Annotated in this window: 26 protein-coding genes and 1 pseudogene; 18 read left to right on the top strand and 9 right to left on the bottom strand. The window is 70.9% G+C overall.

Going from position 1 to position 25,500, the window contains the following annotated elements:
* Window positions 1–8: 8 nt before the first annotated feature.
* From ACIA5C_RS38900 to ACIA5C_RS38890, 3 genes are all read left to right on the top strand, one after another.
* The gene (locus ACIA5C_RS38900) at window positions 9–578 is read left to right on the top strand and encodes an RNA polymerase sigma factor (RefSeq protein ID WP_396064295.1); all 570 of its coding nucleotides are present in this window, start codon (window positions 9–11) and stop codon (window positions 576–578) included.
* A 251-nt stretch (window positions 579–829) separates the two neighbouring features.
* On the top strand, window positions 830–1,174 hold the full coding sequence (locus ACIA5C_RS38895; RefSeq protein WP_396064293.1) for a PadR family transcriptional regulator: 345 nt from the start codon (window positions 830–832) through the stop codon (window positions 1,172–1,174).
* The gene (locus ACIA5C_RS38890) at window positions 1,171–1,569 is read left to right on the top strand and encodes an HAAS signaling domain-containing protein (RefSeq protein ID WP_396064291.1); all 399 of its coding nucleotides are present in this window, start codon (window positions 1,171–1,173) and stop codon (window positions 1,567–1,569) included. The genes ACIA5C_RS38895 and ACIA5C_RS38890 overlap by 4 nt, the downstream gene beginning before the upstream one ends.
* 14 nt (window positions 1,570–1,583) lie before the next feature.
* Here the strand turns inward: ACIA5C_RS38890 and ACIA5C_RS38885 are convergent, their stop codons facing one another.
* Together ACIA5C_RS38885 and ACIA5C_RS38880 are read right to left on the bottom strand one after the other, a co-directional pair.
* Window positions 1,584–3,245 carry a DNA repair helicase XPB gene (locus ACIA5C_RS38885; protein WP_396064289.1) on the bottom strand — a complete coding sequence of 554 codons (1,662 nt, stop codon included), beginning with the start codon at window positions 3,243–3,245 and terminating at the stop codon, window positions 1,584–1,586.
* Between the two features lie 56 nt (window positions 3,246–3,301).
* Window positions 3,302–5,725, bottom strand: coding sequence for a helicase-associated domain-containing protein (locus ACIA5C_RS38880; protein WP_396064287.1), 2,424 nt, complete (start codon window positions 5,723–5,725; stop codon window positions 3,302–3,304).
* A gap of 69 nt (window positions 5,726–5,794) precedes the next feature.
* Here ACIA5C_RS38880 and ACIA5C_RS38875 point away from each other — a divergent pair, with 69 nt between their 5' ends.
* From ACIA5C_RS38875 to ACIA5C_RS38855, 5 genes are all read left to right on the top strand, one after another.
* Entirely contained in the window at window positions 5,795–6,013 is a 219-nt protein-coding gene (locus ACIA5C_RS38875) for a hypothetical protein (RefSeq protein ID WP_396064285.1), read from the top strand.
* The gene (locus ACIA5C_RS38870; RefSeq protein WP_396064283.1) at window positions 6,010–6,621 is read left to right on the top strand and encodes an HAD family hydrolase; all 612 of its coding nucleotides are present in this window, start codon (window positions 6,010–6,012) and stop codon (window positions 6,619–6,621) included. Before ACIA5C_RS38875 ends, ACIA5C_RS38870 begins: the two co-directional genes overlap by 4 nt.
* A 62-nt stretch (window positions 6,622–6,683) precedes the next feature.
* The gene (locus ACIA5C_RS38865) at window positions 6,684–7,070 is read left to right on the top strand and encodes a cold-shock protein (protein ID WP_396064648.1); all 387 of its coding nucleotides are present in this window, start codon (window positions 6,684–6,686) and stop codon (window positions 7,068–7,070) included.
* 196 nt (window positions 7,071–7,266) lie between these two features.
* Window positions 7,267–8,550, top strand: coding sequence for an IS256 family transposase (locus ACIA5C_RS38860; RefSeq protein WP_396064281.1), 1,284 nt, complete (start codon window positions 7,267–7,269; stop codon window positions 8,548–8,550).
* Window positions 8,547–8,747: a hypothetical protein gene (locus tag ACIA5C_RS38855; RefSeq protein WP_396064279.1), complete on the top strand. Its 201-nt coding sequence runs from the start codon at window positions 8,547–8,549 to the stop codon at window positions 8,745–8,747. The genes ACIA5C_RS38860 and ACIA5C_RS38855 overlap by 4 nt, the downstream gene beginning before the upstream one ends.
* Window positions 8,748–9,097: 350 nt before the next feature.
* On the opposite strand, the gene ACIA5C_RS38850 is transcribed toward ACIA5C_RS38855, so the two are convergent.
* The 3 genes and pseudogenes from ACIA5C_RS38850 to ACIA5C_RS38840 all read right to left on the bottom strand — a co-directional run.
* Window positions 9,098–9,910, bottom strand: coding sequence for a 1,4-dihydroxy-6-naphthoate synthase (locus ACIA5C_RS38850; RefSeq protein WP_396064277.1), 813 nt, complete (start codon window positions 9,908–9,910; stop codon window positions 9,098–9,100).
* Window positions 9,911–9,978: 68 nt separating this feature from the next.
* Window positions 9,979–10,605, bottom strand: coding sequence for a futalosine hydrolase (locus ACIA5C_RS38845; RefSeq protein ID WP_396064274.1), 627 nt, complete (start codon window positions 10,603–10,605; stop codon window positions 9,979–9,981).
* Window positions 10,606–11,368: 763 nt separating this feature from the next.
* A pseudogene (locus tag ACIA5C_RS38840) lies at window positions 11,369–12,901 on the bottom strand (MFS transporter); the annotation flags it as partial.
* A gap of 104 nt (window positions 12,902–13,005) precedes the next feature.
* On the opposite strand from ACIA5C_RS38840, the gene ACIA5C_RS38835 reads away from it, so the two are divergent.
* On the top strand, window positions 13,006–13,827 hold the full coding sequence (locus ACIA5C_RS38835; RefSeq protein WP_396064271.1) for a DUF3027 domain-containing protein: 822 nt from the start codon (window positions 13,006–13,008) through the stop codon (window positions 13,825–13,827).
* Here the strand turns inward: ACIA5C_RS38835 and ACIA5C_RS38830 are convergent.
* Window positions 13,824–14,075 (bottom strand): DUF2530 domain-containing protein, encoded by a 252-nt coding sequence (locus ACIA5C_RS38830; RefSeq protein ID WP_396064269.1) that lies wholly within the window; start codon window positions 14,073–14,075, stop codon window positions 13,824–13,826. The two genes, ACIA5C_RS38835 and ACIA5C_RS38830, sit on opposite strands and share 4 nt — an antisense overlap.
* A gap of 113 nt (window positions 14,076–14,188) precedes the next feature.
* Here ACIA5C_RS38830 and ACIA5C_RS38825 point away from each other — a divergent pair, with 113 nt between their 5' ends.
* The 3 genes from ACIA5C_RS38825 to ACIA5C_RS38815 all read left to right on the top strand — a co-directional run bounded on the left by ACIA5C_RS38825 (window position 14,189) and on the right by ACIA5C_RS38815 (window position 16,620).
* Window positions 14,189–14,632, top strand: a complete 444-nt coding sequence (locus ACIA5C_RS38825; protein ID WP_396064646.1) for a MarR family winged helix-turn-helix transcriptional regulator — start codon at window positions 14,189–14,191, stop codon at window positions 14,630–14,632.
* A 62-nt stretch (window positions 14,633–14,694) separates the two neighbouring features.
* Entirely contained in the window at window positions 14,695–16,035 is a 1,341-nt protein-coding gene (locus tag ACIA5C_RS38820) for an MFS transporter (protein WP_396064267.1), read from the top strand.
* 129 nt (window positions 16,036–16,164) lie between these two features.
* Window positions 16,165–16,620, top strand: a complete 456-nt coding sequence (locus ACIA5C_RS38815; RefSeq protein ID WP_396064265.1) for a hypothetical protein — start codon at window positions 16,165–16,167, stop codon at window positions 16,618–16,620.
* A 7-nt stretch (window positions 16,621–16,627) separates the two neighbouring features.
* Here ACIA5C_RS38815 and sepH read toward each other — a convergent pair whose 3' ends face one another.
* From sepH to ACIA5C_RS38800, 3 genes are all read right to left on the bottom strand, one after another.
* Window positions 16,628–17,740 carry a septation protein SepH gene (sepH, locus tag ACIA5C_RS38810; RefSeq protein WP_396064263.1) on the bottom strand — a complete coding sequence of 371 codons (1,113 nt, stop codon included), beginning with the start codon at window positions 17,738–17,740 and terminating at the stop codon, window positions 16,628–16,630.
* A gap of 275 nt (window positions 17,741–18,015) precedes the next feature.
* A complete protein-coding gene (gene serC / locus ACIA5C_RS38805; RefSeq protein WP_396064260.1) occupies window positions 18,016–19,134 on the bottom strand; it encodes a phosphoserine transaminase in 1,119 nt (372 codons plus the stop codon).
* Window positions 19,131–20,243, bottom strand: a complete 1,113-nt coding sequence (locus ACIA5C_RS38800) for a citrate synthase 2 (protein WP_396064258.1) — start codon at window positions 20,241–20,243, stop codon at window positions 19,131–19,133. Before ACIA5C_RS38800 ends, serC begins: the two co-directional genes overlap by 4 nt.
* 207 nt (window positions 20,244–20,450) lie before the next feature.
* On the opposite strand from ACIA5C_RS38800, the gene pdxH reads away from it, so the two are divergent.
* The 6 genes from pdxH (at window position 20,451) to ACIA5C_RS38770 (ending at window position 25,492) form a co-directional block, all read left to right on the top strand.
* A complete protein-coding gene (gene pdxH, locus ACIA5C_RS38795) occupies window positions 20,451–21,077 on the top strand; it encodes a pyridoxamine 5'-phosphate oxidase (RefSeq protein WP_396064644.1) in 627 nt (208 codons plus the stop codon).
* Between the two features lie 65 nt (window positions 21,078–21,142).
* Window positions 21,143–22,393, top strand: a complete 1,251-nt coding sequence (locus tag ACIA5C_RS38790; RefSeq protein WP_396064642.1) for an MFS transporter — start codon at window positions 21,143–21,145, stop codon at window positions 22,391–22,393.
* Between the two features lie 10 nt (window positions 22,394–22,403).
* Window positions 22,404–23,324, top strand: a complete 921-nt coding sequence (locus ACIA5C_RS38785) for an aldose 1-epimerase family protein (protein WP_396064255.1) — start codon at window positions 22,404–22,406, stop codon at window positions 23,322–23,324.
* A complete protein-coding gene (locus ACIA5C_RS38780) occupies window positions 23,324–23,962 on the top strand; it encodes a nitroreductase family protein (RefSeq protein WP_396064253.1) in 639 nt (212 codons plus the stop codon). The genes ACIA5C_RS38785 and ACIA5C_RS38780 overlap by 1 nt, the downstream gene beginning before the upstream one ends.
* Before the next feature lie 70 nt (window positions 23,963–24,032).
* On the top strand, window positions 24,033–24,326 hold the full coding sequence (locus ACIA5C_RS38775; protein WP_396064250.1) for a type II toxin-antitoxin system VapB family antitoxin: 294 nt from the start codon (window positions 24,033–24,035) through the stop codon (window positions 24,324–24,326).
* A complete protein-coding gene (locus ACIA5C_RS38770) occupies window positions 24,326–25,492 on the top strand; it encodes an acyl-CoA dehydrogenase family protein (protein ID WP_396064640.1) in 1,167 nt (388 codons plus the stop codon). The genes ACIA5C_RS38775 and ACIA5C_RS38770 overlap by 1 nt, the downstream gene beginning before the upstream one ends.
* The last annotated feature ends 8 nt before the right edge of the window (window positions 25,493–25,500 follow it).

The following is a 25,500-nucleotide window of genomic DNA, read 5'->3' as shown; positions in this document are numbered from 1 at the left end:
GGCTGTTTGTGATCTTCGTTTGGCCGGCGCCGCCGTGGCAGCTGCGTTGGGCACGGCAGGCTTCCTCCAGCCCGTCCGTGCCCGCGCGGGCGGCGACGCCGGCGCTCGACGAGCTGTTCCGGGCACGCCGGCTCGGGCTGGTCCGGCTCGCCGTGCTCATGGTCGACGACCTGCCCACGGCCGAGGACGTCGTGCAGGACGTGTTCGCCCGGCTGCACCGGCGGCACGGGACTGTCCTGCACGGCCTGACCGACCCGGACGCGTACCTGACGGCCGCGGTGATGAACGCGGCCCGCTCGGTGCTGCGGCGTCGCCGGATCGCCCGGGCCTACCTGCCGCCGTCCCGCGACCCGGCTCCGGCGGCCGAGGACGAGGCGCTGCTCGGCGTGGGTGACCGCGAGGTGATCGGCGCGCTGGGCCGGCTGACCATCCGCCAGCGCCAGGTGATGGTGCTGCGTTACTGGTCGGAGCTGTCCGAGCGGGAGATCGCCGACGTGCTGCGAGTGTCGACCGGCACCGTCAAGTCGACCGCGCACCGGGCCCTGGCGCTGCTCCGGGACTATCTGGGGGAAGGATGACCGACGCCGATCTGGAACGACGGCTTCGCCGGGCCCTCGGGGCCCGGGCCGGCGGCGTCACCGCGCAGCACCTGAGGTCCGAGTCCCCTACGCCTGGGTCCGCTACATCTGCGCCGGTCAGTCCGAGCGCCGCGTTGCCGACCCCGTCGGGATCTCCGCCTACGGCGCGAATCAGTCCCTGATCTTCGCCGCCCGCTGGCCTCGTTTCCGCCTGTAGACCGTACCTTGCGTCGCAAGGTACTGTGTGCGGCATGGCAGATGCAGCGCCACTGTCGACCAGCCTGCGCCGAGGCACTCTCGAGTTCTGCGTGCTCGCGCTGGTCGAACGCGAGGACCGCTACGGCAACGAGCTCGTACGCCGGCTCGGCGACGAGCCCACCCTGGCCGCCTCCGAGGGCACGATCTATCCGCTGTTGTCCCGGCTACGCCGCGGCGGCTGGCTCGACAGCAAATGGGTCGAGTCGCCCAACGGGCCGCCGCGCCGCTACTACGGCCTGACCCCGGCCGGACGGGCCGCGCTCGAGCACTTCCGGGCCGAGTGGGTCTCGTTTCGCCAGACCGTCGATCGTCTCGTGGGAACCGGTGAGGTCGCATGAAGATCAAGAACACCGACGTCGTCGCGGAGTATCTGCACGAGGTCGACCTGCGGTTGACCGGGCTGCCGGTGCTGCAGCGCCGCGAACTGCTGGCCGACCTCGCCGCGCACATCGCGACCGAGCGCACCGAACGCAACATCCAGTCCGAGGGCGAGCTGATCGAGGTGCTCGAGAAGCTGGGCAGCCCCGAAGTGGTGGCCAACGCGGCGTACGAGGAAGCCGGCACCCGGCCGCCGAGGCCGGCTCCACCGCAGAAGCGGAACTGGATCCCGTACGCCGTCGCGGCCGGTGTCCTCGTGGTCGTGCTGCTCGTCTGCGGGTTCCTCGCGTTCTTCGCGACGGCCAGCCACGACGGACCGCCCCGGCCGATGCACGCCGTGCCGGGACCCCGCTAGTCGATCGGGCGCTGCTAGTCGATCTGCGGGATCGGCGGGCCGAGCACGTCGTCGGCGTCGACGATCGTGTACGCGTAGCCCTGCTCGGCCAGGAAGCGCTGCCGATGCGCGGCGTACTCGGTGTCGATCGTGTCGCGCGACACGACCGTGTAGAAGTGGGCCTGGCGGCCGTCGGCCTTGGGTCGCAGCACCCGGCCGAGCCGCTGGGCCTCCTCCTGCCGCGAGCCGAACGTGCCGGAGACCTGGATCGCCACCGCTGCCTCGGGCAGGTCGATCGAGAAGTTGCCCACCTTCGAGATCACCAGCGTCTTCAGCGAGCCTTCCCGGAACGCATCGAAAAGTCGCTCGCGCTCCTTGTTGGTCGTGGCGCCCTGGATGATCGGGGCGTCGAGGTATTCGCCGAGCTCGTGCAGCTGGTCGATGTACGCGCCGATCACCAGCGTCTGCTCGCCGGCATGGCGGGCGATCAGCGCCCGTACGACCGGCAGCTTGGTGCGGGCGGTCGCGGCGGCCCGGTAGCGCTCCTCGGCCTCGGTCACGGCGTACGACATGCGTTCCGCGTCGGTCAGCGTGACCCGCACCTCGACGCACTCGGCCGGCGCGATCCAGCCCTGGGCCTCGATGTCCTTCCACGGTGCGTCGTACCGCTTGGGGCCGATCAGCGAGAAGACGTCGCCCTCCCGGCCGTCCTCCCGGACGAGCGTGGCCGTCAGGCCGAGCCGGCGGCGGGCCTGCAGGTCGGCGGTGAAGCGGAAGATCGGCGCGGGCAGCAGGTGGACCTCGTCGTAGATGACCAGTCCCCAGTCGCGGGCGCCGAACAGGTCGAGGTGGGTGAACGCGCCGCCCTTGCGCGAGGTCAGCACCTGGTAGGTCGCGATGGTGACCGGACGGATCTCCTTGCGCTCGCCCGAGTATTCGCCGATCTCGTCCTCGGTCAGCGACGTGCGGGCGACCAACTCGCGCTTCCACTGCCGCCCGGCCACCGTGTTGGTGACCAGGATCAGCGTCGTGGCCTTCGCGGTGGCCATCGCGGCCGCCCCGACCAGCGTCTTGCCGGCGCCACAGGGCAGCACGACGACGCCCGAGCCGCCGGCCCAGAAGCCGTCGACGGCCTCCTGCTGGTAGGACCGCAGCGTCCAGCCGTTCTCGGCCAGCTCGATCTCGTGGGCCTCGCCGTCGACGTAACCGGCGAGGTCTTCGGCCGGCCAGCCCAGCTTGAGCAGCGCCTGCTTGAGCCGGCCGCGCTCAGACGGGTGCACCGCGATGGTCTCGTCGTCGATGCGGTCGCCGAGCATGCCGGCCAGCTTCTTCGACTTCGCCACCTCGACCAGTACGATCTTGTCGAGGCCGCGCAGGACCAGGCCATGCGTCGGGTCGTTGACCAGTTGGAGCCGGCCGTAGCGGTCCATCGTGTCGGCCACGTCGACCAGCAGCGCGTGCGGCACCGGGTAGCGCGAGAACTTGATCAACGAGTCGACCACGCCCTCGGCGTCGTGCCCGGCGGCCCGCGCGTTCCACAGCCCGAGCGGGGTCAGCCGATAGGTGTGCACGTGCTCGGGGGAGCGCTCCAGCTCGGCGAACGGCGCGATCGCCATCCGGCACGCCTGGGCGTCCGGGTGATCGACCTCGAGGAGAAGGGTTTTGTCCGACTGCACGATCAGTGGTCCGTCGCTCACCTGCGCGCCTTTCGCTGCGAAACCGACATTCGAGCCTACTCCCTTTCCGGGGGCTGCTAGTCCTCCGGAACAGCGGCCGTGATCCGGTGCAGGGCGAACGTGTGCAGCGTCTCGGTGCGCTCGTCCTCGGCCCGCAGGTAGCCCGCGCTCAGCGACACCGGGCGGACCAGCCGGGACAGCGTCGCGCCGTGCGAGTCGACATAGCCGACCCAGACCCGGACCTTTTCCCGCACGGCCTGCTGGAGCACGGCCATCGCCTGCCCGTGCTGCTGCACCGCGGAGAGACCGGGCACGCCCTGGCCGTTCGCCGCCCGCACGGCCACCGGGGCGCGCCGGGCGGCGCGGGTCGCGATGTCTCCGCGACGGATCTGCTCGACCACCCCCGCCAGACGGGGTCCGGCCAGGACCGGCGGTCCGGCCTGGTCGGCCACTCGCGCCGCGACGGACGTACGCGTGGGAGCCCGCCGGACCTTAGGGCGCGAGAGCACGGTCGCCCCGCCCGCGTCCTCGGCGACCGGGGCGAAACCGGCATCCCGGAGCGCGCCCAGCAACCGGGCGGTCGGTGTCGGACTGACCAGAACAGTCGGTGCGATCTGCCGCAGACTCAGGCCGGTCAGCCGCTTGTCGGTGAGCACCTCGGCGATCAGCGCCTCGTCGTCGCCGCGCAGATAGGAACCGGCCGAACCCGACCGCAGGCCGCCATGCTTGCGCGCGGCGTCGTCGATCATGTAGCTGAGCGTCTGCGGCACCGGGGTGCGCGACCGCCGCTTGAACAGGGTGTGCAGGTCGGCGGCCGAATATCCGGCGTCCAGCGCCCGGCGCACGCTGGCCGCGGTCACCCGGAACACGCTCGCCCCGCCGGCCGACTCGGGCTCCGCCACGACATCGAGCTCGGTCGCCAGGTCGGGCTCGGGCGGCCCCGGCACCACCACCGAGAGGTCGGCCTGCACCAGGATGTGATCGACCGGGGCGGGCAACTGGGCGTCGAGCACCCGGATCGCCTCGCTGACCGGGTGGGCCCGGCCGCGGCGGATCCCGAGCGGGTCACTCTCGCCCTGATCGGGATCCTCGAGCAGCAGCCTGGCGTACGACGTGATCGCTCCCAACGCGACGACACCGAGCAGGGCGGCCCCACTCAGCGCGTCCCGGTGAGCCGCCTCCCGACCACGCGCCCGGCGCGGTGCCTGCCAGGTCAGCAGGCCCAGCACCTCGTCGGCCGGGGGAGCGGTGCCCGGGGCCAGGTCGGCCAGCACGAGCAGGGTGTCGCGGCGCGCCTCCGCGGCGACCGAACGCTCGACCTCGGGGGCCAGCGCGCTGATCGGGCGGTCACGCTCGTCCCGCTGGCCGATCAGGCCCGGCTGCCGGGTCATCACCAGCCACGAACGCACCAGCGTCTCCCAGCGGTGCGCGATGCTCAACGCCCGCCACAGGTCGTAAGCCCCGGTCGGCAGGAAAATCTCCTCGACCCCGCCGGCCGCCCGGCTGATCGTGACCGCGCGGGAGATGCCGGACGCGTCGCTCTCGCCGACCAGGCCCGCCGCGTACGCCACCTCGAGCAGCAGCGCCGCCACCGGCTCGTCCAGCCCGGCCGCCCGCGCCAGCCGCTTCAGATCGCGGACGCCGAGACCGCCGGCCCGCAGAATCGGGGCCGGCTCGGCCCCGAGAGCCTCGAGCAGCGCCTCGGTGCTGCGGACCGCCTCCATGACCTGCCCGGCACCGGCCGAGTCGACCGACTTCGGGTCGCGGACCGGGCCGTCGGGCAGCGGCGGGAACGGCCGCAGTACACCGAGCGGGCCGGTGTCGCGGCGCAGCAGCATGCCCACCTCGCGGGGCAGCTCGACCAACTCGCCGTCGGCTCGGGGCGCTCGACCGGCGTCCGAGATCGGCACCAGCACGTGGTGATCGACCAGCCAGCGCACCGGCTCGGCGGCCGTCTGGAGGCTCAGCGCGCCGATCGGCGGCCCGGCGGCCAGCCGATCGAGGACGGCCCGGGCGCCGGGCGGCGCGGCCATCACCGTACGGCGGAGCTTCGCCCGGTCGGCGCACAGCGCGGCCGCCTGCGGGTCGAGAAAGTCGGCCGGACGTCCCAGCTGGGCCGGGTATGGCGACATGACCTCGTCGACCGCACCCGTGACCTGGAGCGCATCGTCGGAGCCGTGCAGCAGGAACCGGACGCGGAGGCGGTCGATCGCGACGCGTACGTCATCCGGTGCGGCCCCCGACGCCAGCGCCAGAATCTCGGAGACCGAGGTCAACGCGGTCTCGACGCCGCGGCTCAGCCGCGCCGCGTCGAGGATCTGCAGGGTGAACTCGTCCAGCGTGTCCAGGCAGCGGGCAACCGAGCCGCGGGACTGGGCGCGCACCGCCAGCGCGGAGATGTCCGCGGGCAAGGGCACGACGAGGTCGGGGCGCAGCTGCACGAGCGCGCCCAGGGCCTCGTCGGTGAGCGCCCGCAGTTGATCGGCGAATGTGGTGGCCATCGTTCTCAACGCTACTGGCCATGGGACGATGATGAGGTGTCCGGTCGCCGCCGGACCCGACTTGAACTCGTGAAGGGGATCGCTGTGGCCGCACAGAACAAGCTCCCGGGCACTGCCGTTCGCGGTGGCGCGGGAGACCGGAAGACCCAGCCGGTGGACGTCAAGGGCCACCTTGACGTCTCCGAGCTGCTGTCCAACCGGGCCGCGGCGCCATCACCCTTCGGCGACGAGCAGACGTTCCCGCTGCCGGTCGAGAGCCTGACCTACATCTCGTCCACCCCGGCGTGACACCTGCGGTCGGTTTCGATCTGGACATGACCCTGATCGACTCCCGACCGGGTATTCGCGCGGCCTACCAGGCGCTGACCGCACAGACCGGTGTGTACGTCGACGCCGATCTCGCGGTCTCCCGCCTGGGGCCGCCGCTGCGGCGCGAGATCGGCGAGTGGTTCCCGCCCGACCGGGTCGAAGAGGCGGTGACCACCTACCGGAAGCTCTCCGCGCAGTACGCGATCGAGCCGACCGTGCCCATGCCGGGCGCGCGCGAGGCGCTCGAGGCGGTGCGCGCCCTCGGGCTCCGCGTGGTGATCGTCACGTCGAAGCTGGGCCGGCTCGCCCACCTGCACCTCGACCACCTCGGCCTGGTGGCCGACGAGGTGGTCGGTGACCTCTTCGCCGAGGGCAAGGGCGCCGCGCTCGTCGAGCACGGCGTGCGCTGGTACGTGGGTGATCACGTAGGCGACATGGTGGCCGCACGCACCGCGGACGTACCCGGCGTGGGCGTCGCCACCGGACCCTGCACGGCCGACGAACTGCGCACGGCCGGGGCGGCCTACGTCCTGCCCGACCTGACCGGCCTGCCCGCGCTGCTGCGCGAGATTGCAGTTGGGTCTTAGACCGCGGCTTAAGTAGCCTTGCCGTGAGCAGTTGTTTCCATTGAGTGAAGTTGAGGTCACCGGTGCCCACGGGACGAGTGAAGTGGTACGACGCGACGAAGGGATTCGGGTTCGTCACCAGCGATGAGGGCGGCGACGTGTTCCTGCCCAAAGGTGCGTTGCCGGCGGGGGTCGCCGAGCTGAAAACGGGCCAGCGGATGGAGTTCGGGGTTGTCGACAGCCGCAAGGGCGCCCAGGCGATGGGCGTCAAGCTGATCGACGCGCCGCCGTCGCTGTCCGAGTTGCGCCGCCGTCCGGCCGATGAGCTGCACGGCATGATCGAAGACATGATCAAGCTGCTCGAGGCCCAGGTGCAGCCGGGCCTCGCCCGAGGCCGCTACCCCGACAAGAAAACAGCGCAAAAAATCGCGCAGCTGGTCCACGCGGTAGCCGGCGAATTCGAGGTCTAGCCCCAACCCCCAGCCCACAGCCAACACGTGTCGACAGGTGGCAAGTTCAAGCAGCGCGTGTCGACAGGAGTGGAGTCCCTGATAGTGGTGTAACGCGGTTGGCGTGATCGTCGGACAGCCCGTCCGGCATAGAGCGCGGCCATCGCGTGATCTTTCGAGCGAACGTCTCACGGAACTCTCGAAAGGTTTTATCGCGATGACCGCACCACACATCATCGACCCTGCCGGTCTGCTCGGCCAAGCGCTGAGCGACGCGTCACCGGATCTGATGCGGCACCTGCTGTCCACCGTCATCAACTCGCTGTTGTCGGCCGAGGCCGACGCGGTGTGCGGCGCCGAATACGGCATGACCAGCCCGGAGCGGGTCAACTCCCGTAACGGCTACCGCCATCGCGAGCTCGACACCCGGATCGGCACCATCGACGTGGCGATCCCGAAACTGCGGTCGGGCTCGTACTTCCCGGAATGGCTGCTGGAGCGCCGGAAGCGGGCCGAGGCAGCGCTGGTCAGCGTGGTCGCGACCTGCTGCTTGCTCGGCGTCTCCACTCGGCGGATGGACAAGCTCGTGCAGAGTCTGGGGATCACATCGTTGTCGAAGTCGCAGGTCTCCCGGATGGCCGCCGACCTCGACGAACAGGTCCACGCGCAGGTCTCCCGGATGGCCGCCGACCTCGACGAACAGGTCCACGCGTTCCGGACCCGGCCACTGCACGAGTCCGGGCCGTTCACCTTCGTCGCCGCCGACGCGCTGACGATGAAGGTCCGCGAGCAGGGCCGGGTCGTCAACGCCGTCGTGCTCGTGGCGACCGGCGTGAACGCCGACGGGCACCGCGAGGTCTTGGGCGTCAAGGTCGCCACCAGCGAGACGAAACAGGCGTGGAACGCGTTCTTCGCCGACCTGGTCGCCCGCGGTCTGACCGGTGTCCTGCTCGTGACCAGTGACGCTCACGCCGGTCTGGTCGACGCGATCGCTGCGAACCTGCCCGGCGCCTGCTGGCAGAGATGTCGCACCCACTTCGCGGCCAACCTCATGGGGATCTGTCCGAAGTCGGCGTGGCCGGCGGTCAAGACGATGCTTCATTCGGTCTACGACCAGCCCGACCCGGACTCGGTGCACGCCCAGTTCGGCAAGCTGCTCGACTCGACCGGCAGATCGCTGCCGACGGTGGCCGCCTACCTCGATGACGCCCGCGCCGACCTGCTCGCTTTTACCGGCTTCCCGCAGCAGATCTGGCGCCAGATCTGGTCCAACAACCCGAACGAACGTCTGAACAAGGAGATCCGCCGTCGCACCGACGTCGTCGGTATCTTCCCCGACCGCGACGCCGTCATCCGCCTCGTCGGCGCGGTCCTGGCCGAACAGCACGACGAATGGACCGAAGGCCGCCGCTACTTCGCCCTCGACGTCCTCGAACGCGCCCGCAAAACACCCGCCGCAGCCGCCACCACGGACCAGCCCGAACTGGAGACCGCCGCATGACCCACCCGACCGGCGACCCCGCCATCCCCGACCCCGCCGAACGCGCACGGCGCAACGCCGCCCTGCACACCGACAACATCGAGACCGGCTTCTTCGACGAGGACGGCCGTCCCGCGCCCTGGCCCGACGACATCGACCAATGGCGACCCGAAACCGGCGAACCCGTCACCGGCCAAGCCGGCGACCACCCCTTCTAACCAGAACAACTCGAAAGATCAGCCGTTACACCACTCCCAGGGGCTTGACCTCGACAGGTGGCACGTTAAAGCCAGCGCGTGTCGACAGGTGGCACGTTAAAGCCAGCGCGTGTCGACAGGTGGCACGTTAAAGCCAGCGCGTGTCGACAGGTGGCACGTTAAAGCCAGCGCGTGTCGTCAGGTGACAGGTTTTAGCAAGCGCCTGTCGATGAGATGGCAGCCGATTTCCTGACGCCCGCCGGTTTTGCGGGTGACAGGAAATCGTCTCCCATCTCATCGACCTAAAAAGGCGCTTGTACGCGGAGCGAAGCGCAGCCAGCAAATACAGCCAGCAAATACAGCCAGCAAGCTCAGACAAACGGCTTGATGGGCGGCGTCAGGCCCGCCGCCGCCGCCCGTCCGAGCAGGGCGTCGGCGGCGGCGAGTCCGTCTCGGCCCAGTTCGAGCGTGAACTCGTTGACGTACAGCTGGATGTGCTGGTCGACGACGTCGGGCTCCATCTCCTGCGCGTTCGCGAGGATGAAGTCACGGCTCGCGGCCGGGTTGGCCCAGGCCATGCTCACCGAGGTGCGGATCCACTCGGTCGCCTCGGTCGGGTCGACGACGCCTTTCCGGGCCAGGATCGCGCCGAGCGGGATCGGCAGGCCGGTGTCGCCCTCCCACCACTCGCCGAGGTCGGCCAGCGAGACCAGGTCGTAGCGCTGGTAGGTGAAGCGGGCCTCGTGAATGACCAGGCCGGCGTCGTAGGTGCCGTCGGCCACGCCCGGCATGATCTGGTGGAACGGAACGACCTCGATGCGGGCCGGCGGAGTTTTCGCCGCCCAGAGGCGGAAGAGCAGGTAGGCCGTGGTGCGGTCACCCGGCACGGCGACGGTTTTGCCGGTGAGGTCGAGTTTGCCGTCGCGGGCCAGCACGAGCGGCCCGCAGCCGCGGCCGAGCGCGCCGCCGGTCGGCAACAGCTCGTAGTCGTCCATCAGCCAGGGCAGCGCCGCGTAGCTCACCTTGACCAGGTCGAACTCGCCTCGTTCGGCCGCCGTGTTGGTGACGTCGACGTCGGCGAACGTCAGGTTGACCTCGGGGGCCGCGGGGATCAGCCCGTGCACGAGGGCGTGGAAGACGAACGTGTCATTGGGGCACGGGGAGACCGCGAGTGAAAGCGCCACGTTGTTCACGCTAAACGCGTCCGGCCCCGTTCGTCCGTAGCGGCGCCTGTCTGTAATCCCACAACCGGTTATCCACAGGCTGTCCACAGAGCCTCGGAAGCTGTGGACAATGCGGCGAACGCCTCTTTGAGCCGCCAGGCGGCGCGGTCGCGGGGACCGATCGGATTGGAGATCGCGCGCAGCTCGGCGAAGGGCAGGTCACCGGCGGCGACGGCCACGCCGAAGCCTTCCATGGCCTCGGCGACCGCGGCCGGGTAGCGGCTTCGGAGCTGCTCGGCGGTTGTCGCGGTGCCGGTGACCGTGGCCAGGGTGAGCACGTCGCCGACGATGGCGCCGGGCAGGGCCGAGGTCAGGTTCTTGAGCAGTGCCGGGTCGGCGTCGACGCGGCTGAGGCCGAAGCCTAGCTCTTCGATCGGCAGGAAGCCGTCGGGCGATTCGGCGCCCAGGTCGGCGGCGATGCTGCGGGCGCCGATCACGGTCGCGCCGACCGGGGCGCGGCCGGGGAAGCCGCCGGCGATGCCGGCGCTGATGACGGCTCGATAGCGGCCGGTGGCGAGCAGCCGGGCGGTCCCGGCGGCGGCCGCCGCCGGTCCGACCCCGACAGGCTCGACGACCACGTGGCCGGCGTCGGCACCCGCGCGCACGGCGTCGGCCTCGGCGGCGACCGCGGTCACCACGAGCAGGGGAAAGACCATGAGGAAAGCCGTCCTTGCGGTGCCTGTGGAAAGCGGTGCCTGTGGAAAGCGTGCCGGTTGGAAGCGTGCCTGTGGATAACTGCCGTCAGAGGTCGTCTTCGTCGTCCGGCAGAGGAGGGGTGCCCGGAGTGGATCGCCCGGTCGAGGTCGGCCGGTAGACGTGGAAGCCGGGCGGGGCCAGTGCCGGATCGGGCTGGGTGGGAGCGGGGTCGGCCGGCAGGTCGTCCGGGACCGGAGCGGCCGGGACCGGAGCGGCCGGGGTCGAATCTCCCGGCGATTGCGGCGGCACGTCCTTGTCCTTGCGGCGGCCGAACCAGCCCTTGCGGGCCGGCTTCGGGTCGACCAGCGTCGGGTCGATCGGCCGGTCGGTGGCCCGAGCGCCCGGAGCCGGCGGTGCCAGGCCGGACCCGGCGGGTCGTGCGGGCCCTCGCGCGCCACCGCGGGCCGGTGGAGGTGGCACCCGTTCGCTCCCACGGGATCGCCGGGGCGGTGCCGGTGGGAGGTCGGAGGTCGAAGCGTTGCGGGGATGGGGCGGGTTGGGTCGGGTTCGCTCGGGCACCGTCGGCGCCTCGGGCCACGGGTCGGCCGGGGCGCTTCGGCGACGTTCGGCGGTCGACGGCTCGGCCCACGAACCCCCGATGCCGCCCGACGACCCACCGGCGGCTCCCCCTGACGGCCCACCGGCGGCTCGGCCCGATGGCCCAGTGGTCGCTCCGCCCGACGACCCGCCGGCGGCTCGGCCCGACGACCCAGCGGTGGCTCCGCCTGACGGCCCAGCGGTGGCTCCGGCCGACGGGCCAGCGGTGGCTCCGGCCGACGGGCCAGCGGTGGCTCCGGCCGACGGGCCAGCGGTGGCTCCGGCCGACGGGCCAGCGGTGGCGCGGGCGGGCTCTGACGGGGCGGTTTCTCCGGCGGCGGCGGAGGGCTCGGTGTCGTGGGAACGGCCGCTCAGGCGCTCGTTGTGGAGGCGGGTGGCGACTATCCCGGCGCGTACGGCTCCTGCGACCGCGAGAAGCGCGCCCAGCGCGACCCCCAGGCGGCCCGGCAGCGGGATGAGGCCGATTCCCCCGCCGGTCACCCAGGCGATCATCAGGACCGTTTCGGAGTGGGCGAAGGCGCTCGCCCGCAGCCGCTCGGGGATTCGCTCCTGGATGCTCGCGTCGATGGCCAGCTTGGCGATGCCGCTGAAGATGGAGGTGATCAGGGCGAACAGCGCGACCATGAGCAGGCTGTAGAAGACGGCGGCCAGCACGGCGACGGCGGCCGTGACGGTCAGGCCGGCCGCCTGCAGGGCGAGCGGGCGGCGGATGCGCAGGCGGGTGCCGACCGCGGTGGAGAGGAACGTGCCGACCGCGAGTGCGCCGCCGACCACGCCGACCGCCGCCTTGTGGCCGACGTCGGTGCCGAAGATGTGGGTGTCGAGTTGGTTTCCCACCACCACGAAGGTGAGGAACAGCAGCAGGAAGCCGTAGAGCAGCCGCAGGCTGGCGCTGCCGATCAGGCTGGCCACGACGAGTTTGCCGGACAACGGGCGGTCGGCGCCGCGGCCCAGGCGCAGCATGGCCCGCCATGGCTGGGGGACCGCCTCGGGCGGATCGGAGTCGGCGCGTGGGGGCAGGCGGAGCGCGATGACCATGCCGACGATGAAGATGATCGAGGACACCCGCAGTGGCCACTGCGGACCGAACTTGAACGCGAGCAGGCCGATCGGGGCGACCACCGCGCCCGCGAACGTGCCGTAGACACTGGCCCGGGCGCCGACCTGGGACAGGCCGACGCCCTCCGGCAGCAGTCGGGGGACGGCGGCCGAGCGGGCTACGCCGTACGCCCGGGAAAGCGCAAGCACCCCGAAAGCCGCCGGATAGAGTCCCCAGCCGAAAAGGTGATCGGAGATCACATAGGCCAGGAAGGCCCGGCCGAGCATGGTGACCGCGAGCGCATAGCGCCGGCCGTGCCGGAAATGGTCGAGCAGCGGGCCGACCACCGGCGCCAGCAGGGCGAACGGCACCATGGTGATGAGCAGGTAGAGCGCGACCTTGCCGCGCGCCTCGCCCAGCGGCACGTTGAAGAAGATTGTGCCCGCGAGTCCGATGGCGATCAGCGCGTCGCCGGCACAGGAGACCGCGTGCAGGTCGAAGAGCCGGATCATGCCGATCTCGCCGGCGGCGCCGCGGGCGCGAGCCGACCCGACCCGGCGGGTCGCCCACGCGCCGGAGCGCACCGAACCGCGCACCAGCATGCGGGTGGCCTTGACCGCGGTGCCGACGGTGCGTCCGATCGAAGGAAGCAGCGGCATGGGAACCATCCTGACTGATCGAGGCGACCCGCGTCGCCTCCCGGGGGCCGGTTATCTGGGGGAGTCGCTGCGGACAAGCCGTGCGAGTAGGGGACAATGGATACGTGACGACCAGGACCACCTCTCGCGCTGCCCGTCTCGACCAGGTTTGTGCCGATGCGGTGGGGATCGCGCGCGGCGCGATCACCGACGTCGATCCGGCCGACATCGGTGAACATCTCGACGCGATCGCCGAAGGCGACCGTGTCGTGACCCACTTCTTCGAAAGTCATCTCGCGGGCTACCGCGGATGGCGCTGGGCGGTCACCGTCACCCGGGCGCCGCGCAGTCGCCATGTGACGATCTGCGAGACCGTGCTACTGCCCGGCCCCGACGCGCTGCTCGCCCCCGGCTGGGTGCCGTGGAACGAGCGCCTGCAACCCGGCGACCTGGGCGTCGGCGACCTCATGTCGACCGCGCCGGACGACGAGCGGCTCGCACAGGGCTATGTGCTCAGCGACGATCCGGCGGTCGAAGAGGTCAGCTGGGAACTCGGCCTCGGCCGGTCGCGGGTGATGTCCCTCGAGGGTCGCATCGAGACCGCCCAGAGGTGGTACGACGGTGACTCCGGCCCCGAGGCGCCGATCTCCACCGCTGCCCCGCGCAACGCCCGCTGTGGCACCTGCGGGTTCTACCTCCCGCTGGCCGGCTCGATGCGGTCGATGTTCGGCGTCTGCGGCAACCTCTACGCCCCCGACGACAGCCGGGCGGTCAGCGCCGATCACGGCTGCGGCGCGCACTCCGAGGCGTTGATGGGCACTTCCGAGCCGCCGGTCGACGAGCTTCCGACGGTCTACGACGACAGCGAGGTCGAGTCGGTCGCGGTCAGCCGCGGCCACGGCTCGGTCGAGTCGGACGAGCCGGCCGAGGACTACGGTCACAGCTAGGACGTGACGCGGAACTCCGGGTGTGTCAGTGCGCGGCGCCGGCGACGGTGCCGGTCGTGCACGATCATCGTGATCAAACCGGGGATGCCGACGAAGAACCCGGCGATGCAGATGTCGAGCCATCGGTCGGGTCCGTGCGCCAGCCACACCACCAGAGCGGCCACCGCGAAACCGATCATGCCGCCGACGGCGAACGGGACCATCGGCGGGTCGAGCGGCTCCACGCGCGGCTTGCGCTGCTCAGTCACGCGGTCAGACTAAACGATCACCGGTCGGACGCTCTAAAATGCCTGCCGGTGACTGCGGTCATAGGCGTTTTCAATGTCGTTAGCCTAGCTCATTAGCTAGGCTAAGTATCGTGATGGAGCGGCTGGTGTCGGAGCCCCGAACGGCAGACGATCTGGCCAAGACGCTGCGCGAGGCCATACAGCGCCTCAACCGGCGGGTACGGCAGGCACGCCCGGTCGGTGATCTCACCTTCGGTCAACTCTCCGCGCTGACCAGCATCCTGCTGGCCGGTGCGTTGACCCCGCGGGAACTCGCCGACATCGAGCGGGTCCAGCCTCCGACGATGACCAAGATCGTCGGAAAGCTGGAGGAGCGGGGGCTGGTGATCCGGTCCCCGCACCCGACCGACGGGCGGCAGGTGATCCTGGCGCCCACGGAACAGGGGCGGGCGATCTATGCCCAGTTCGAGCTGGCCCGCAATGCTTGGCTGTCCGAGCACTTGGAACAACTGGGGCCCGAGGATCGGGACGTGTTGTTCCGGGCGGCCGAGATCATGCAGCAGGTCGCCCGGTCCTGACGGCTCACGGTCGGCGCGCTTCGTCACGCGACGATGACGCGTACGACCGAACGGAGGCCCGCGTGCGGGCAGTACTGAGCACCACATTCCGGTCCCTGAGGGTTCGCAACTATCGATTGTTCGCCACCGGCCAGCTCGTGAAGCTGATCGGCGTGTGGATGATGTTCACCGCGCAGGACTGGCTGGTGCTCGACCTCTCGCACAACTCGCCGGGCGCCCTGGGTGGCGTCTCGGCCCTCCAGTTCGCCCCCGTGCTGCTGCTCACCCTCTGGGCCGGGAAGCTGGCCGACCGGTACGACAAGCGGTTCCTGCTGATCGCCGCCAACGCCGTCTTCGCGGCCACCGCGATCGTGTTCGCGCTGCTGGTCGCCAGCGGGGCGGTCGAGCTCTGGCACGTTTTCCTCTTCGCCGCCCTGCTCGGGGTGGCCAATGCCATCGAGACCCCGGTACGCCAGTCCTTCGTCTCCGAACTGGTCGAACAGCCGCTGCTGCCGAACGCCCTGGCGCTCTCCGCGGCCACCTTCAACACCGCCCGGATCGGCGGCCCGGCCCTGGCCGGCGTCGCGCTCGCGCTCTTTCACACCGGCCCGGTCTTCCTGATCGCGACCGCACTCTCCATCGCCCCGGTGTTCAGCTACGCCGTGATGCGCCCGGCCGATCTCTACCGCGGTGAGCGCCCGGGCAAGAAGGACACCCGCATTCTGGACGGCCTGCAGTACGTCTGGAAGCGCAACGACCTGCTGCTGCCGATCGGCGTGATGGCGGCCATCGGCATGATCGGCTTCAACTTCCCGGTCACGCTGGCCTCGCTGGCAAAGATCAACTTCCACGCCGGACCGTCGTCCTTCGGACTCCTCACCACCTGCCTCGCCCTCGGCTCGCTCGGTGGGGCGCTGGTCGGGAGCCTGCGGCGGGCGCGGCCGGGCGCGTACGTCGTCCTGCTCGCCGCGATCGCGTTCAGCGTCCTCGAGTTCATCGTCGGGTTCTCGCCGAACTTCGTCACCGCGGCTCTGCTGCTGGTGCCGACCGGGTTCTTCTCGATCTTCCTGGCCCAGGCCGCCAACCACCGGGTGCAGATGGGCGTGGACCCCGAGTTCCGGGGCCGCGTGATGGCCCTCTACGTGCTGGTCTTCCTCGGCTCGACACCGATCGGGGCGTCCCTGGCCGGCTGGTGGGGGGAGCGGTTCGGGGTGCCGTCGAGCATCTGGGGAGCCGGACTGGTCTGTCTGATCGCGTCGCTGGCGGCGCTGGCGTGGCAGTTGCGCACCAGCGGGGACCGCTTGCGCGTGCGATTGTCGCCGCGGCCGCGCCTCGAGGTGCGGTCCGCCGGCGCCATCGACGCCCTTGATTCCACTCCGGTCGTCGCCGACGTGTTGGAGGACCGCACGCCTTCTAAAGTCTGAAGACTGACACGTAGCCGATTGACGGGTCGCTGTCGATCACCCAGGAGAGGTATACCGAGGTAGATTGGCATCTCGAGTCGGCCGAACGGTTATTCCGGCCGCTTGAGCCCGAGGCATAACGTCGGTTCCGTGGGCCTGACGGAAGCGGCGATGTGGGGGGCAGCGGTCGTGGCGCTGTTCGCTCTCCCGTGCGCGCTGATCGCTCTGCGGGCCGCCGACGAGGTCGCCCTGCGCCGCCGCGAGTGGGCCCGCCGCCCGCTGGAGGAAACGCAGGCCCTGCACGAGCTTGACCGGGCCATGCAGCACCGCGAAGGGCCGCCGCTGCTCGACGACGCCCCGGCCCAGGCGATCGATGACATCGCCCGCGATTTGCGGCGACTCGACCGGCAGCGCCGCGGTGGTCCGACGCTCGAGTCGGAGCGGTGGCTGGAGGCCGTACTGCAGGCCTACGACGACGGGCTCTGCCGGGCCTGCCGCTGCGTGGGCGTGCCGGAGCACCTGGAGCCGCTCGAGGGCATGGACCGCGAGATCGAACGCGTGCGGGTCGAGGGCGCGCTCGAAGCGGCCGGTGTGACCCTGCGCTGAACCGATCTCAGGACGACTCGCGAGCCGCCGGCCCGCCGCCGAACAGCACGTCGTCCCAGCTCGGCAGCCGCTTGCGCGGCTTCGCCTCGTCGCTCTCGGCCGGCTGGTTCTGCCCGACGGTGCGCCGCGGCCGCAGGACCGCCAGCGACGGCACGGCCGGCACCTCCTTGGGCAGGTCGGCGTCGTCGTCGAAGGCCGAACCGGAACCGCCGAGCAGCGCCGCGGCGCCACCGGCGACCGGGCGCCGGGACTCGGACGGCCCCGCGTCGAGACCGCGACCGGGAGTCTGACCCCCGAGCGGACGATCGAGGGAGGCGAGCAGGGCGTCGCGACCGGACCGGATCGGATCGCGGACCGGACGCGGCGCCGACACCGGCTCGGCCGCGGGCAGCCCGTGGCCACCGCGAGCGGGCTCGTTGCCGCGGGCCGGACCGGGCAGGCCGTGGCCACGGTCGGCACCGAAGCCACGGTCGGCGCCGAAGCCCCGGTCGCCGCCGAAGCCGCGCTCGGGCACCGGGTCCTGACCGAGAATCTGGGTCGGCCGCTCGGCGCAAAGGTATTGCGCCATGTCGTCGTGGGGCGAGACCACCTGGCGACCCTTGTCGAGGTCCCAGATCGCCTGGGCGGTCGCCTTGCCGGACGGCCAGGTCGCGACGATGCGCCAGGTGCCGTCCTCGCGGCGGAACGCGTCCCAGGAGATCTTTTCGGCGTCGATGCCGTGCTGGGCCAGGCGGCTGTCGACCACGTCGGCCAGCGGCGCGCCGGAGTCGGACGTCTTGAGGCGGGTGCGCCGGGCGTGCTGGGCGAGCATGGCCCGCTCCTGCAGCACCGGGCCCGCGTAACGCAGCACGCGGTCGACCGGGACACCGGCGATGCGGGCGACGTCCTCGGCCGACTCGCCGGAGCGGATGCGGGCCTGGATGTCGCGCGGCGACAGCGATGCGGTGATCTCGGGCGCCATCGTGGCGAGCGAACCGCCGGAGTGCGGCGGATGCGTCTCCTGATTGAGGGCGCCGTTGATCCGGTCGTCGAGAGGAAGTGCCAGGAGACGACCCACCTCGTCGGCGAGCACGAGAGCCTGACCGTCCTCGGAGAGGGCGACGAAGCGTACCGGCCGCATGCGTTGCCTCCGTCTCGTCGCGTTGGCGCCGTTGGGCTGTGCTCCCGAGAGTCAGCCACCCGGGCGCGCTTGGGAACACGCTACGCGCCCCGATCACCCAATGGAGGTAGGCGCGCCGTCTATTAATTCATTGAGCAGCCAAGATGATCTTAAAAGCCTTCAGGCGTACGCCCGAAGCCCTACCCGCAAGCAGGCGGCCCGAACCCGGTTCGTCGACGCGACGATCTGCCGGGTGCGGGCCGCAACGCGCCTCTCGCGATGGCGGCCGGCCGGGCTCAGATCCGCTCGGCCACGTAGTCGATGCACTCGGTCAGGGCCGTCACGTCGGCCGGGTCGACGGTCGGGTAGAGCGCCACCCGCAGCTGATTGCGTCCCAGCTTGCGGTAGGGCTCGGTGTCGACGATGCCGTTGGCCCGCAGCACCTTGGCCACCGCGGCCGCGTCCACGCCCTCGGCGAAGTCGATCGTCGCGACCGCGTGCGACCGCAGCGCCGGGTCGCCGACGAACGGCGTCGCGTACGAACTGCGGTCGGCCCAGCCGTAGATCGCGGCCGCGCTCTCCGACGACCGCTTGGCCGCCCAGGCCAGGCCGCCCTGCGCGTTCATCCAGTCGACCTGCTCGGCGGCGAGGAACACCGTGGCCAGCGCCGGTGTGTTGTAGGTCTGCTCGAGCCGGGACTGCTCGATGGCCGTGACCAGGTCGAGGAACTGCGGGATGTAACGCCCGGTCGCCTTGATCTCGAAGGCCCGCTCGATCGCGGCCGGCGACATGAGCGCCAGCCAGATGCCGCCGTCCGAACCCAGCGCCTTCTGCGGGGCCAGGTAGTAGACGTCGGTCTCGCGCAGGTCGACGTCGAGACTGCCACCGCCCGAGGTCGCGTCGGTGAGCAGCAGCGCGCCCTCGTCGGCCCCGGCTACCCGGCGCACTCCGACGGCGACGCCGGTCGACGTCTCGTTGTGGACCGACGCGTACACGTCGACGCCGGCCTCGGCGGTCAGGAAGGCCGCCTCGCCGCCCGGTGCCCTGTGCACGGTCGGGTCGGCCAGGAACGGCGCGTCCTTGGCGGCCTTCGCGAACTTCGCGCCGAACTCGCCGAACTCGGCGAACTGGGCCCGGTCGCGGATCAGGCCGAAGACCGCGGCGTCCCAGAACGCGCTGGTGCCGCCGTTGGAGAGGATCACCTCGTAGCCGTCAGGCAGGCCGAAGAACGTGGCCAGGCCGCGGCGCAGGCGGGCGACCTGGTCCTTGACCGTGCGCTGGCGGTGCGAGGTGCCCATGAATGTCCGTGACACCGCGGACAGCGCCTCGACGCCCTCAGGGCGGACCTTGCTCGGCCCGGAGCCGAACCGTCCGTCGACCGGTTTGATTTCGTCGGGAATCCGGATGTCAGTCACAGCGACTCATTATGGGCGAGAGCGTTCCAGCCCTCCACGTCCTGCGGCTTGCGCGAATTCGGTCCCACATAGCGGGCGCTCGGGCGCACGATGCGGCCCAGGCGCTTCTGCTCGAGGATGTGCGCGCTCCACCCGGCGACCCGGGCGCAGGTGAACATCGAGGTGAACATGTGCGACGGCACCTCGGCGAAGTCGAGCACCACGGCCGACCAGAACTCCACGTTGGTGGCGAGCACCCGGTCGGGCTTGCGGGCCCGCAGCTCGGCCAGCGCGGCCCGCTCCAGCGCCTCGGCGACCTCGAACCGGGGCGCGCCCAGCTCGCGGGCGGTCCGGCGGAGCACCCGGGCGCGCGGGTCCTCGGCCCGGTAGACCCGGTGACCGAAGCCCATCAGCCGCTCGCCGCGGTCGAGGACGCCGCGGACGTACCCCTCGGCGTCGCCGCCGCGCTCGACCGCCTCGATCATGTGCAGCACCCGGGACGGCGCCCCGCCGTGCAGCGGGCCGGAGAGCGCACCGATGCCGGACGAGATGCAGGCCGCCACGTCGGCGCCGGTCGAGGCCACGACCCGGGTGGTGAAGGTGGACGCGTTCATGCCGTGCTCGGCGGCCGAGATGAAGTACGCGTCGACGGCCTTGACGTGCCGCGGGTCCGGGTCACCCCGCCACCGCCGCATGAACCGCTCGACGATCGTCCCCGCCTTGTCGATGTCCTTCTGGGGCACCGCCGGCAGCCCGAGCCCGCGGGCCGCCTGGGCGATGAACGACAGTGCGGTCACCGACACCCGGGCCAGGTCGCGGCGGGTCTGCGCGTCGTCGATGTCGAGGAGCTGGGACAGCCCCCAGTAGGGCGCCAGCATGGCGACCGCGGACTGCACGTCGACCCGGATGTCACCGGAGTGCACCGGCACCGGGAACGGCTCGGCGGGCGGCAGGCCGGTGCCGAACCGGCCGTCGACCAGCAGACCCCAGACGTCGCCGAACGAGACCTGGCCGATCAGGTCCTCGATGTCGACGCCCCGGTAGCGCAGCGAGCCACCGGCCTTGTCGGGTTCCGCGATCTCGGTTTCGAACGCGATCACGCCCTCGAGTCCGGGTTTGAAATCGGTCACGGCACTCCCTGCGGCTCAATCCGGCTGCGACTAAATCCGGTAAGTGTTTCATCTTCCCCGTCGGGTACCGGGTGGTCGAGGTCGCGCAGTGTGCTCTCCGCGACATCCCATCCTGACCGACCTGACGGACGGCTCGCGGCGACTTACGGTGATGACCGAGAGTCAGCTAGGAGCGTGGTGAGTCTGCAACCCCCCTCACCCGCAGGGATGCGCCGCGATTACGCGCAGCACGAGGCCCTGCTCGAGACCGGGCTGGCCGCCGACTGGACAGCCCAGTTCGCGGTCTGGTTCGCCGACGCGGCGGCCTTCGGCCTGCCGGAACCCAATGCCATGGTGGTGGCGACGGCCGACCGGGACGGTCGCCCTTCCGCGCGTACGGTGCTGCTCAAGGAGTACGACACGCGTGGTTTCGTCTTCTTCACCAACTACGAGTCCCGCAAGGGCCGCGAGCTTGCCGCCAACGCGTACGCAAGCCTGGTCTTTCCCTGGTTCCCCATGCAGCGCCAGGTGCTGGTGGAAGGGCCGGTCGAGCGGGTGAGCCGGGCCGAGACCGAGGCCTATTTCGCCTCCCGGCCGCGCGGCTCGCAGCTCGGCGCCTGGGCCAGCCCGCAGTCGCGGGTGCTGCCCGACCGGGCGGCGGTCGAGGCCGGGCTGAGCGCGGCGGTCGAGCGGTTCGGCGACGGACCGGTGCCGGCGCCGCCGCACTGGGGCGGCTTCCGGGTGGATCCGGCGACCGTGGAGTTCTGGCAGGGCCGCAGCAGTCGGCTGCACGACCGGTTGCGCTACCGGCGCACCGGGGAACGGGGCTGGATCGTGGAGAGGCTGGCCCCGTGAGCCAGGAGTCCGTCGAGTCGACCGAGCAGGTCGTCGAGGAGCACGAGCAGCACAAATCGGCGTTGATGGACATCCGGCCGTTGCGCGTGACGGCCTACCGCCGCCTCTGGGTCGGCAACGGCGTCGCGTACTTCGGCTTCCAGTTCACCTCGGTGGCCGTGCCGGTGCAGATGTTCGCCATCACGCACTCGTCGGCCTGGGTCGGCCTGATCGGCATCGCGGGCCTGGTCCCGCTGCTGATCTTCGGGCTGTGGGGCGGCGCCGCGGCCGACGTCGTCGACCGGCGCAAGCTGCTGCTCGCCAGCTCGACCCTGGCCTGGCTGTCGACCGTCGGACTGCTGGTGCAGGCCCTGGCCGGGGCACACAGCGGCTACCTGCTGCTGGGGCTGACCGCGGTGCAGTCGGCCGGTTTCGCGGTCAGCTCGCCCGCCCGGCAGGCGATCATCCCGCGGATCGTGCCCGGTCCGCTGGTGCCGTCGGCCAACACGCTGAGCTATACGACTACGACCGCGGGTGGCGTGCTCGGTCCGCTCGCGGCCGGTCTGATCTTCGGGGCGTACTCGACACACACCGGCGTCGTCGCGGCCTATCTGGTCGACGCCGCGCTGTTCACGATCTCGTTCTGGGCGACCTGGAGGCTCCCGGCGATCCCGCCGGTCGAGCACGAGGAGGGCATGCAACGGCCGACCGCCGGGCTGAGCGGCGTCATCGGCGGCCTCAAGTTCCTGGTCACCCAGCCGGTGCTGCTGCTCTCGTTCGGGGTCGACATCATCGCGATGGTCTTCGCCATGCCCCGCGCGCTGTTCCCGGAGGTGGCGGCCGACCGGTTCCACAGCAGCGCCGCGGTGGGTTACCTGTTCAGCGCCATCGCGGTCGGCTCGGTGGTCGGCGGCATCTTCTCGGGCTGGATCGGCCGGGTGAAGCGGCAGGGCGTGGCCCTGGTCGGCGCGGTGGTCGCCTGGGGTGTCGCGATCGGCTTCAGCGGGTTCGCCCACCAGCTCTGGCTGGCACTGCTGCTGCTCGCCGTGGGAGGCGCGGCCGACCTGGTCAGCGCGGTCTATCGACAATCGATCCTGCAGGTCTTCGCGCCCGACCAGCTCCGCGGCCGCCTTCAGGGCGTGTTCACGGTCGTGGTCGCCGGCGGCCCCCGGCTCGGCGACCTGCGGGCCGGCGCCACGGCGTCACTCACCGGCTCGACCGCGTCCTGGGCCGGAGGCGGCTTCGTCGCGGCCGGCCTGGCCGTGGTGCTCGCCCTGGTCTTCCCGGCCCTCGTCCGCTATCGGCCACCTTCCTCGCCGACCGGACCGAACCGATAATGTCCAACCCATGACGAGCGTGGTAGCCGCGACATCCGGAACGCAGTGGTCGATCGAGGCGGACGGCCATCGCGCCGTCGTCGTGGAGGTCGGTGGCGTGCTGCGCCACTATTCGGTCGGTGACACCGAGGTCCTCGACGGGTTCTCGACCGAAGAGGTGTCGCCGGCGTCGGCCGGTCAGATCCTCGCCCCCTGGCCCAACCGCATCCGCGACGGGCACTACGAGTTCGGCGGCCAGACGTACCAGCTGCCGCTGACCGAGCCGGCCCGGCACAACGCGATCCACGGCCTGGTCAACTGGTCCCGGTGGAGCGCGGTCGAGCAGTCGGCCGACGCGGTGATCCTCGAGGTCGACGTGCCGGCCCAGATCGGTTACCCGTGGTGGCTGCGGCTGCGCACCCGCTGGTCGGTCTCGTCCGCCGGCCTGCGCTGCGACCAGGAGGTCGTCAACAACAGCGGCACCACCGCGCCCTGGGGCTACTCGATCCACCCGTACCTTCAGCTCCCCGGCGTGTCGGTCGACGAAACGCTGCTGCAGGTGCCCGGGAAGACCCGCATTGTGGCCGACGCCCGGCTGCTGCCGATCGGCGCGGTCAAGGTCGCCGGCACCGACTACGACTACTCCGAGCCCCGCCGCATCGGCATCCAGGTCCTCGACACCACGTTCGGCGACATCGATCACGACGCGAACGGCATCACCGAGGTGACCATCGCCGACCCGCACTCGGACGCCAAGGTCACCGTCTGGGCGGACGACAAGTTCAAGTACTGGCAGGTCTTCTCCGGCGACACCCTGCACGGCGAGCGGTTCCGCCGGTCGGTCGCGATCGAGCCGATGACCTGCCCGCCCGACGCGTTCCGCACCGGCCGCGACCTGATCGTCCTCGAACCGGGCGAGACCTGGACCGCCTCCTGGGGAATCCGGCCCTGATGGAGTTCGACGAGGTAGTACGCCGTCGCCGGATGATCCGGCGCTACGACCCGGACCGCCCGCTCGCGCCCGAACTCATCGACAAGATCGTCAACCACGGGCTGCGGGCGCCGTCGGCCGGGTTCTCCCAGGGCTGGAGCTTCCTGGTCCTCACCGAGCCCGCCGACCGCGACCTCTACTGGGCGGTCACCACCGGCGGCAAGGCCGAGGAGGGCTGGCGCGGGGAATGGCTCGAGCGCATCCGCACCGCGCCGCTGCTCGTGGTCTGCCTCTCCAACAAATCGGCCTACCTCGACCGGTACGCCGAACCCGACAAGGGGTGGACGGACCGGGACGAAGCGCGCTGGCCGGTGCCCTACTGGGACATCGACACCGGGTTCGCCGCGCTGCTGATGCACCTCACCGCGGTCAACGAGGGGCTCGGGTCGTGCTTCTTCGGGCTGCCGCCGGTGACCATCCCCGACTTCAAGAAGGCCTTCGGCGTACCGGACGAATTTGCCCCCATCGGCACCCTGACCGTCGGATATCGGGCGGACGACAAGAGGTCACCGTCACTTAAGCGCGGGCATCGCCCGGTAGACGATGTGGTGCATCATGGCCGATGGGTCGAATCGCCGATCACCGTCGCGGAGCGATGAGGGGTGACCGGAGCCGGACTAGGCTGGCACCCGCAGGCAGCGCGGGTCGATGTGGGAGGGGGCAGCCGCCGTGATCTTTAAAGCGGTCCGAGACGGAGCCCCGTACCCCGATCACCACACCACGCTGAAGGCGTGGGCCGAGATCCCGCCCCGGCCGATCCGGCTGGCCGATCTGATCACCACGAAGCGTGAGCTGGCGCTCGACAAGCTGCTGGCCGAGGACTCGACCTTCTACGGCGACCTCTTCCCGCACGTCGTGGAATACAAGGGCGCGCTCTACCTCGAGGACGGCCTGCACCGCGCGCTGCGGGCCGCGCTCCAGCAACGCAACCAAATCCACGCCCGGGTGCTGGTGGTCCAATGATTCCCCCGCTCGACCTGATCGACTTCGACGACCTGCTCTCCGACGAGGAACGCGAGATCCGCGCGCTCACCCGCCGGGTGGCCGACGACCGGGTCCGCCCGTTCGTCGCCCAGTGGTACGAGGAGGGTCGCGTCCCCGTCCGTGAGCTGGCCGTCGAGTTCGGCAAGCTCGGCCTGCTCGGCATGCACCTGACCGGTTACGGCTGTGCCGGCGCCTCGGCGGTCGCCTACGGCCTGGCCTGCCACGAGCTCGAGGCGGCCGACTCCGGCGTCCGCTCGCTGGTCAGCGTGCAGGGTTCCCTCGCGATGTACGCGATCTGGAAGTACGGCTCCGAGGAGCAGAAGCAGCGCTGGCTGCCCGGCATGGCAGCCGGCGAGCTGATCGGCTGCTTCGGCCTGACCGAGCCCGACCACGGCTCCGACCCGGCCAACATGTCCACCCGGGCCCGCCGCGACGGCACCGACTGGGTGCTCAACGGCGGCAAGATGTGGATCACCAATGCCCCGGTCGCCGACGTCGCGGTGATCTGGGCGCGGACCTCCGACTCCGTCCTCGGCTTCGCAGTGCCGACCGACACTCCCGGCTTCCAGGCCCGCGAGATCAAGCACAAGATGTCGTTGCGGGCGTCCAGCACCGGCGAGATCACGCTCGACGACGTACGCCTGCCGGACGGCGCCCGGCTGCCTGATGCGGCCGGGCTCAAGGCGCCGCTGTCCTGCCTCACCGAGGCGCGGTTCGGCATCATCTGGGGAGCGATGGGTGCGGCGCGCGACTGCCTCGACACGGCCCTCTCCTACGCGACGACCCGCGAGCAGTTCGGCCGTCCGATCGGCGGCTTCCAGCTGACCCAGGCCAAGCTCGCCGACATGGCCGTCGAGCTGCAAAAGGGCATGCTGCTGGCGCTCCACCTCGGCCGGTTGCGCGACAGCGCCGGCAAGCTGAGGCCCGAGCAGGTGAGCGTGGGCAAGCTCAACAACGTGCGCGAGGCTCTTCTGGTGGCACGCACGTGCCGCACGATCCTCGGCGGCAACGGCATCAGCGGCGAATACCCGGTCATGCGGCACGCCAACAACCTCGAAAGCGTCCTCACCTACGAGGGCACCTCGGAGATCCACCAGCTGGTCATCGGCCAGAAATTGACTGGTTTGAACGCCTTCGCCGGCTGACAAGTCGA

Origin of the sequence: Actinoplanes sp. NPDC051343 (genome assembly GCF_044455125.1) — a bacterium.
Classification (GTDB): Bacteria; Actinomycetota; Actinomycetes; order Mycobacteriales; family Micromonosporaceae; genus Actinoplanes.
The sequence above is the reverse complement of the archived record's forward strand: the minus strand, read 5'-3'. Positions and strand labels throughout refer to the sequence as shown.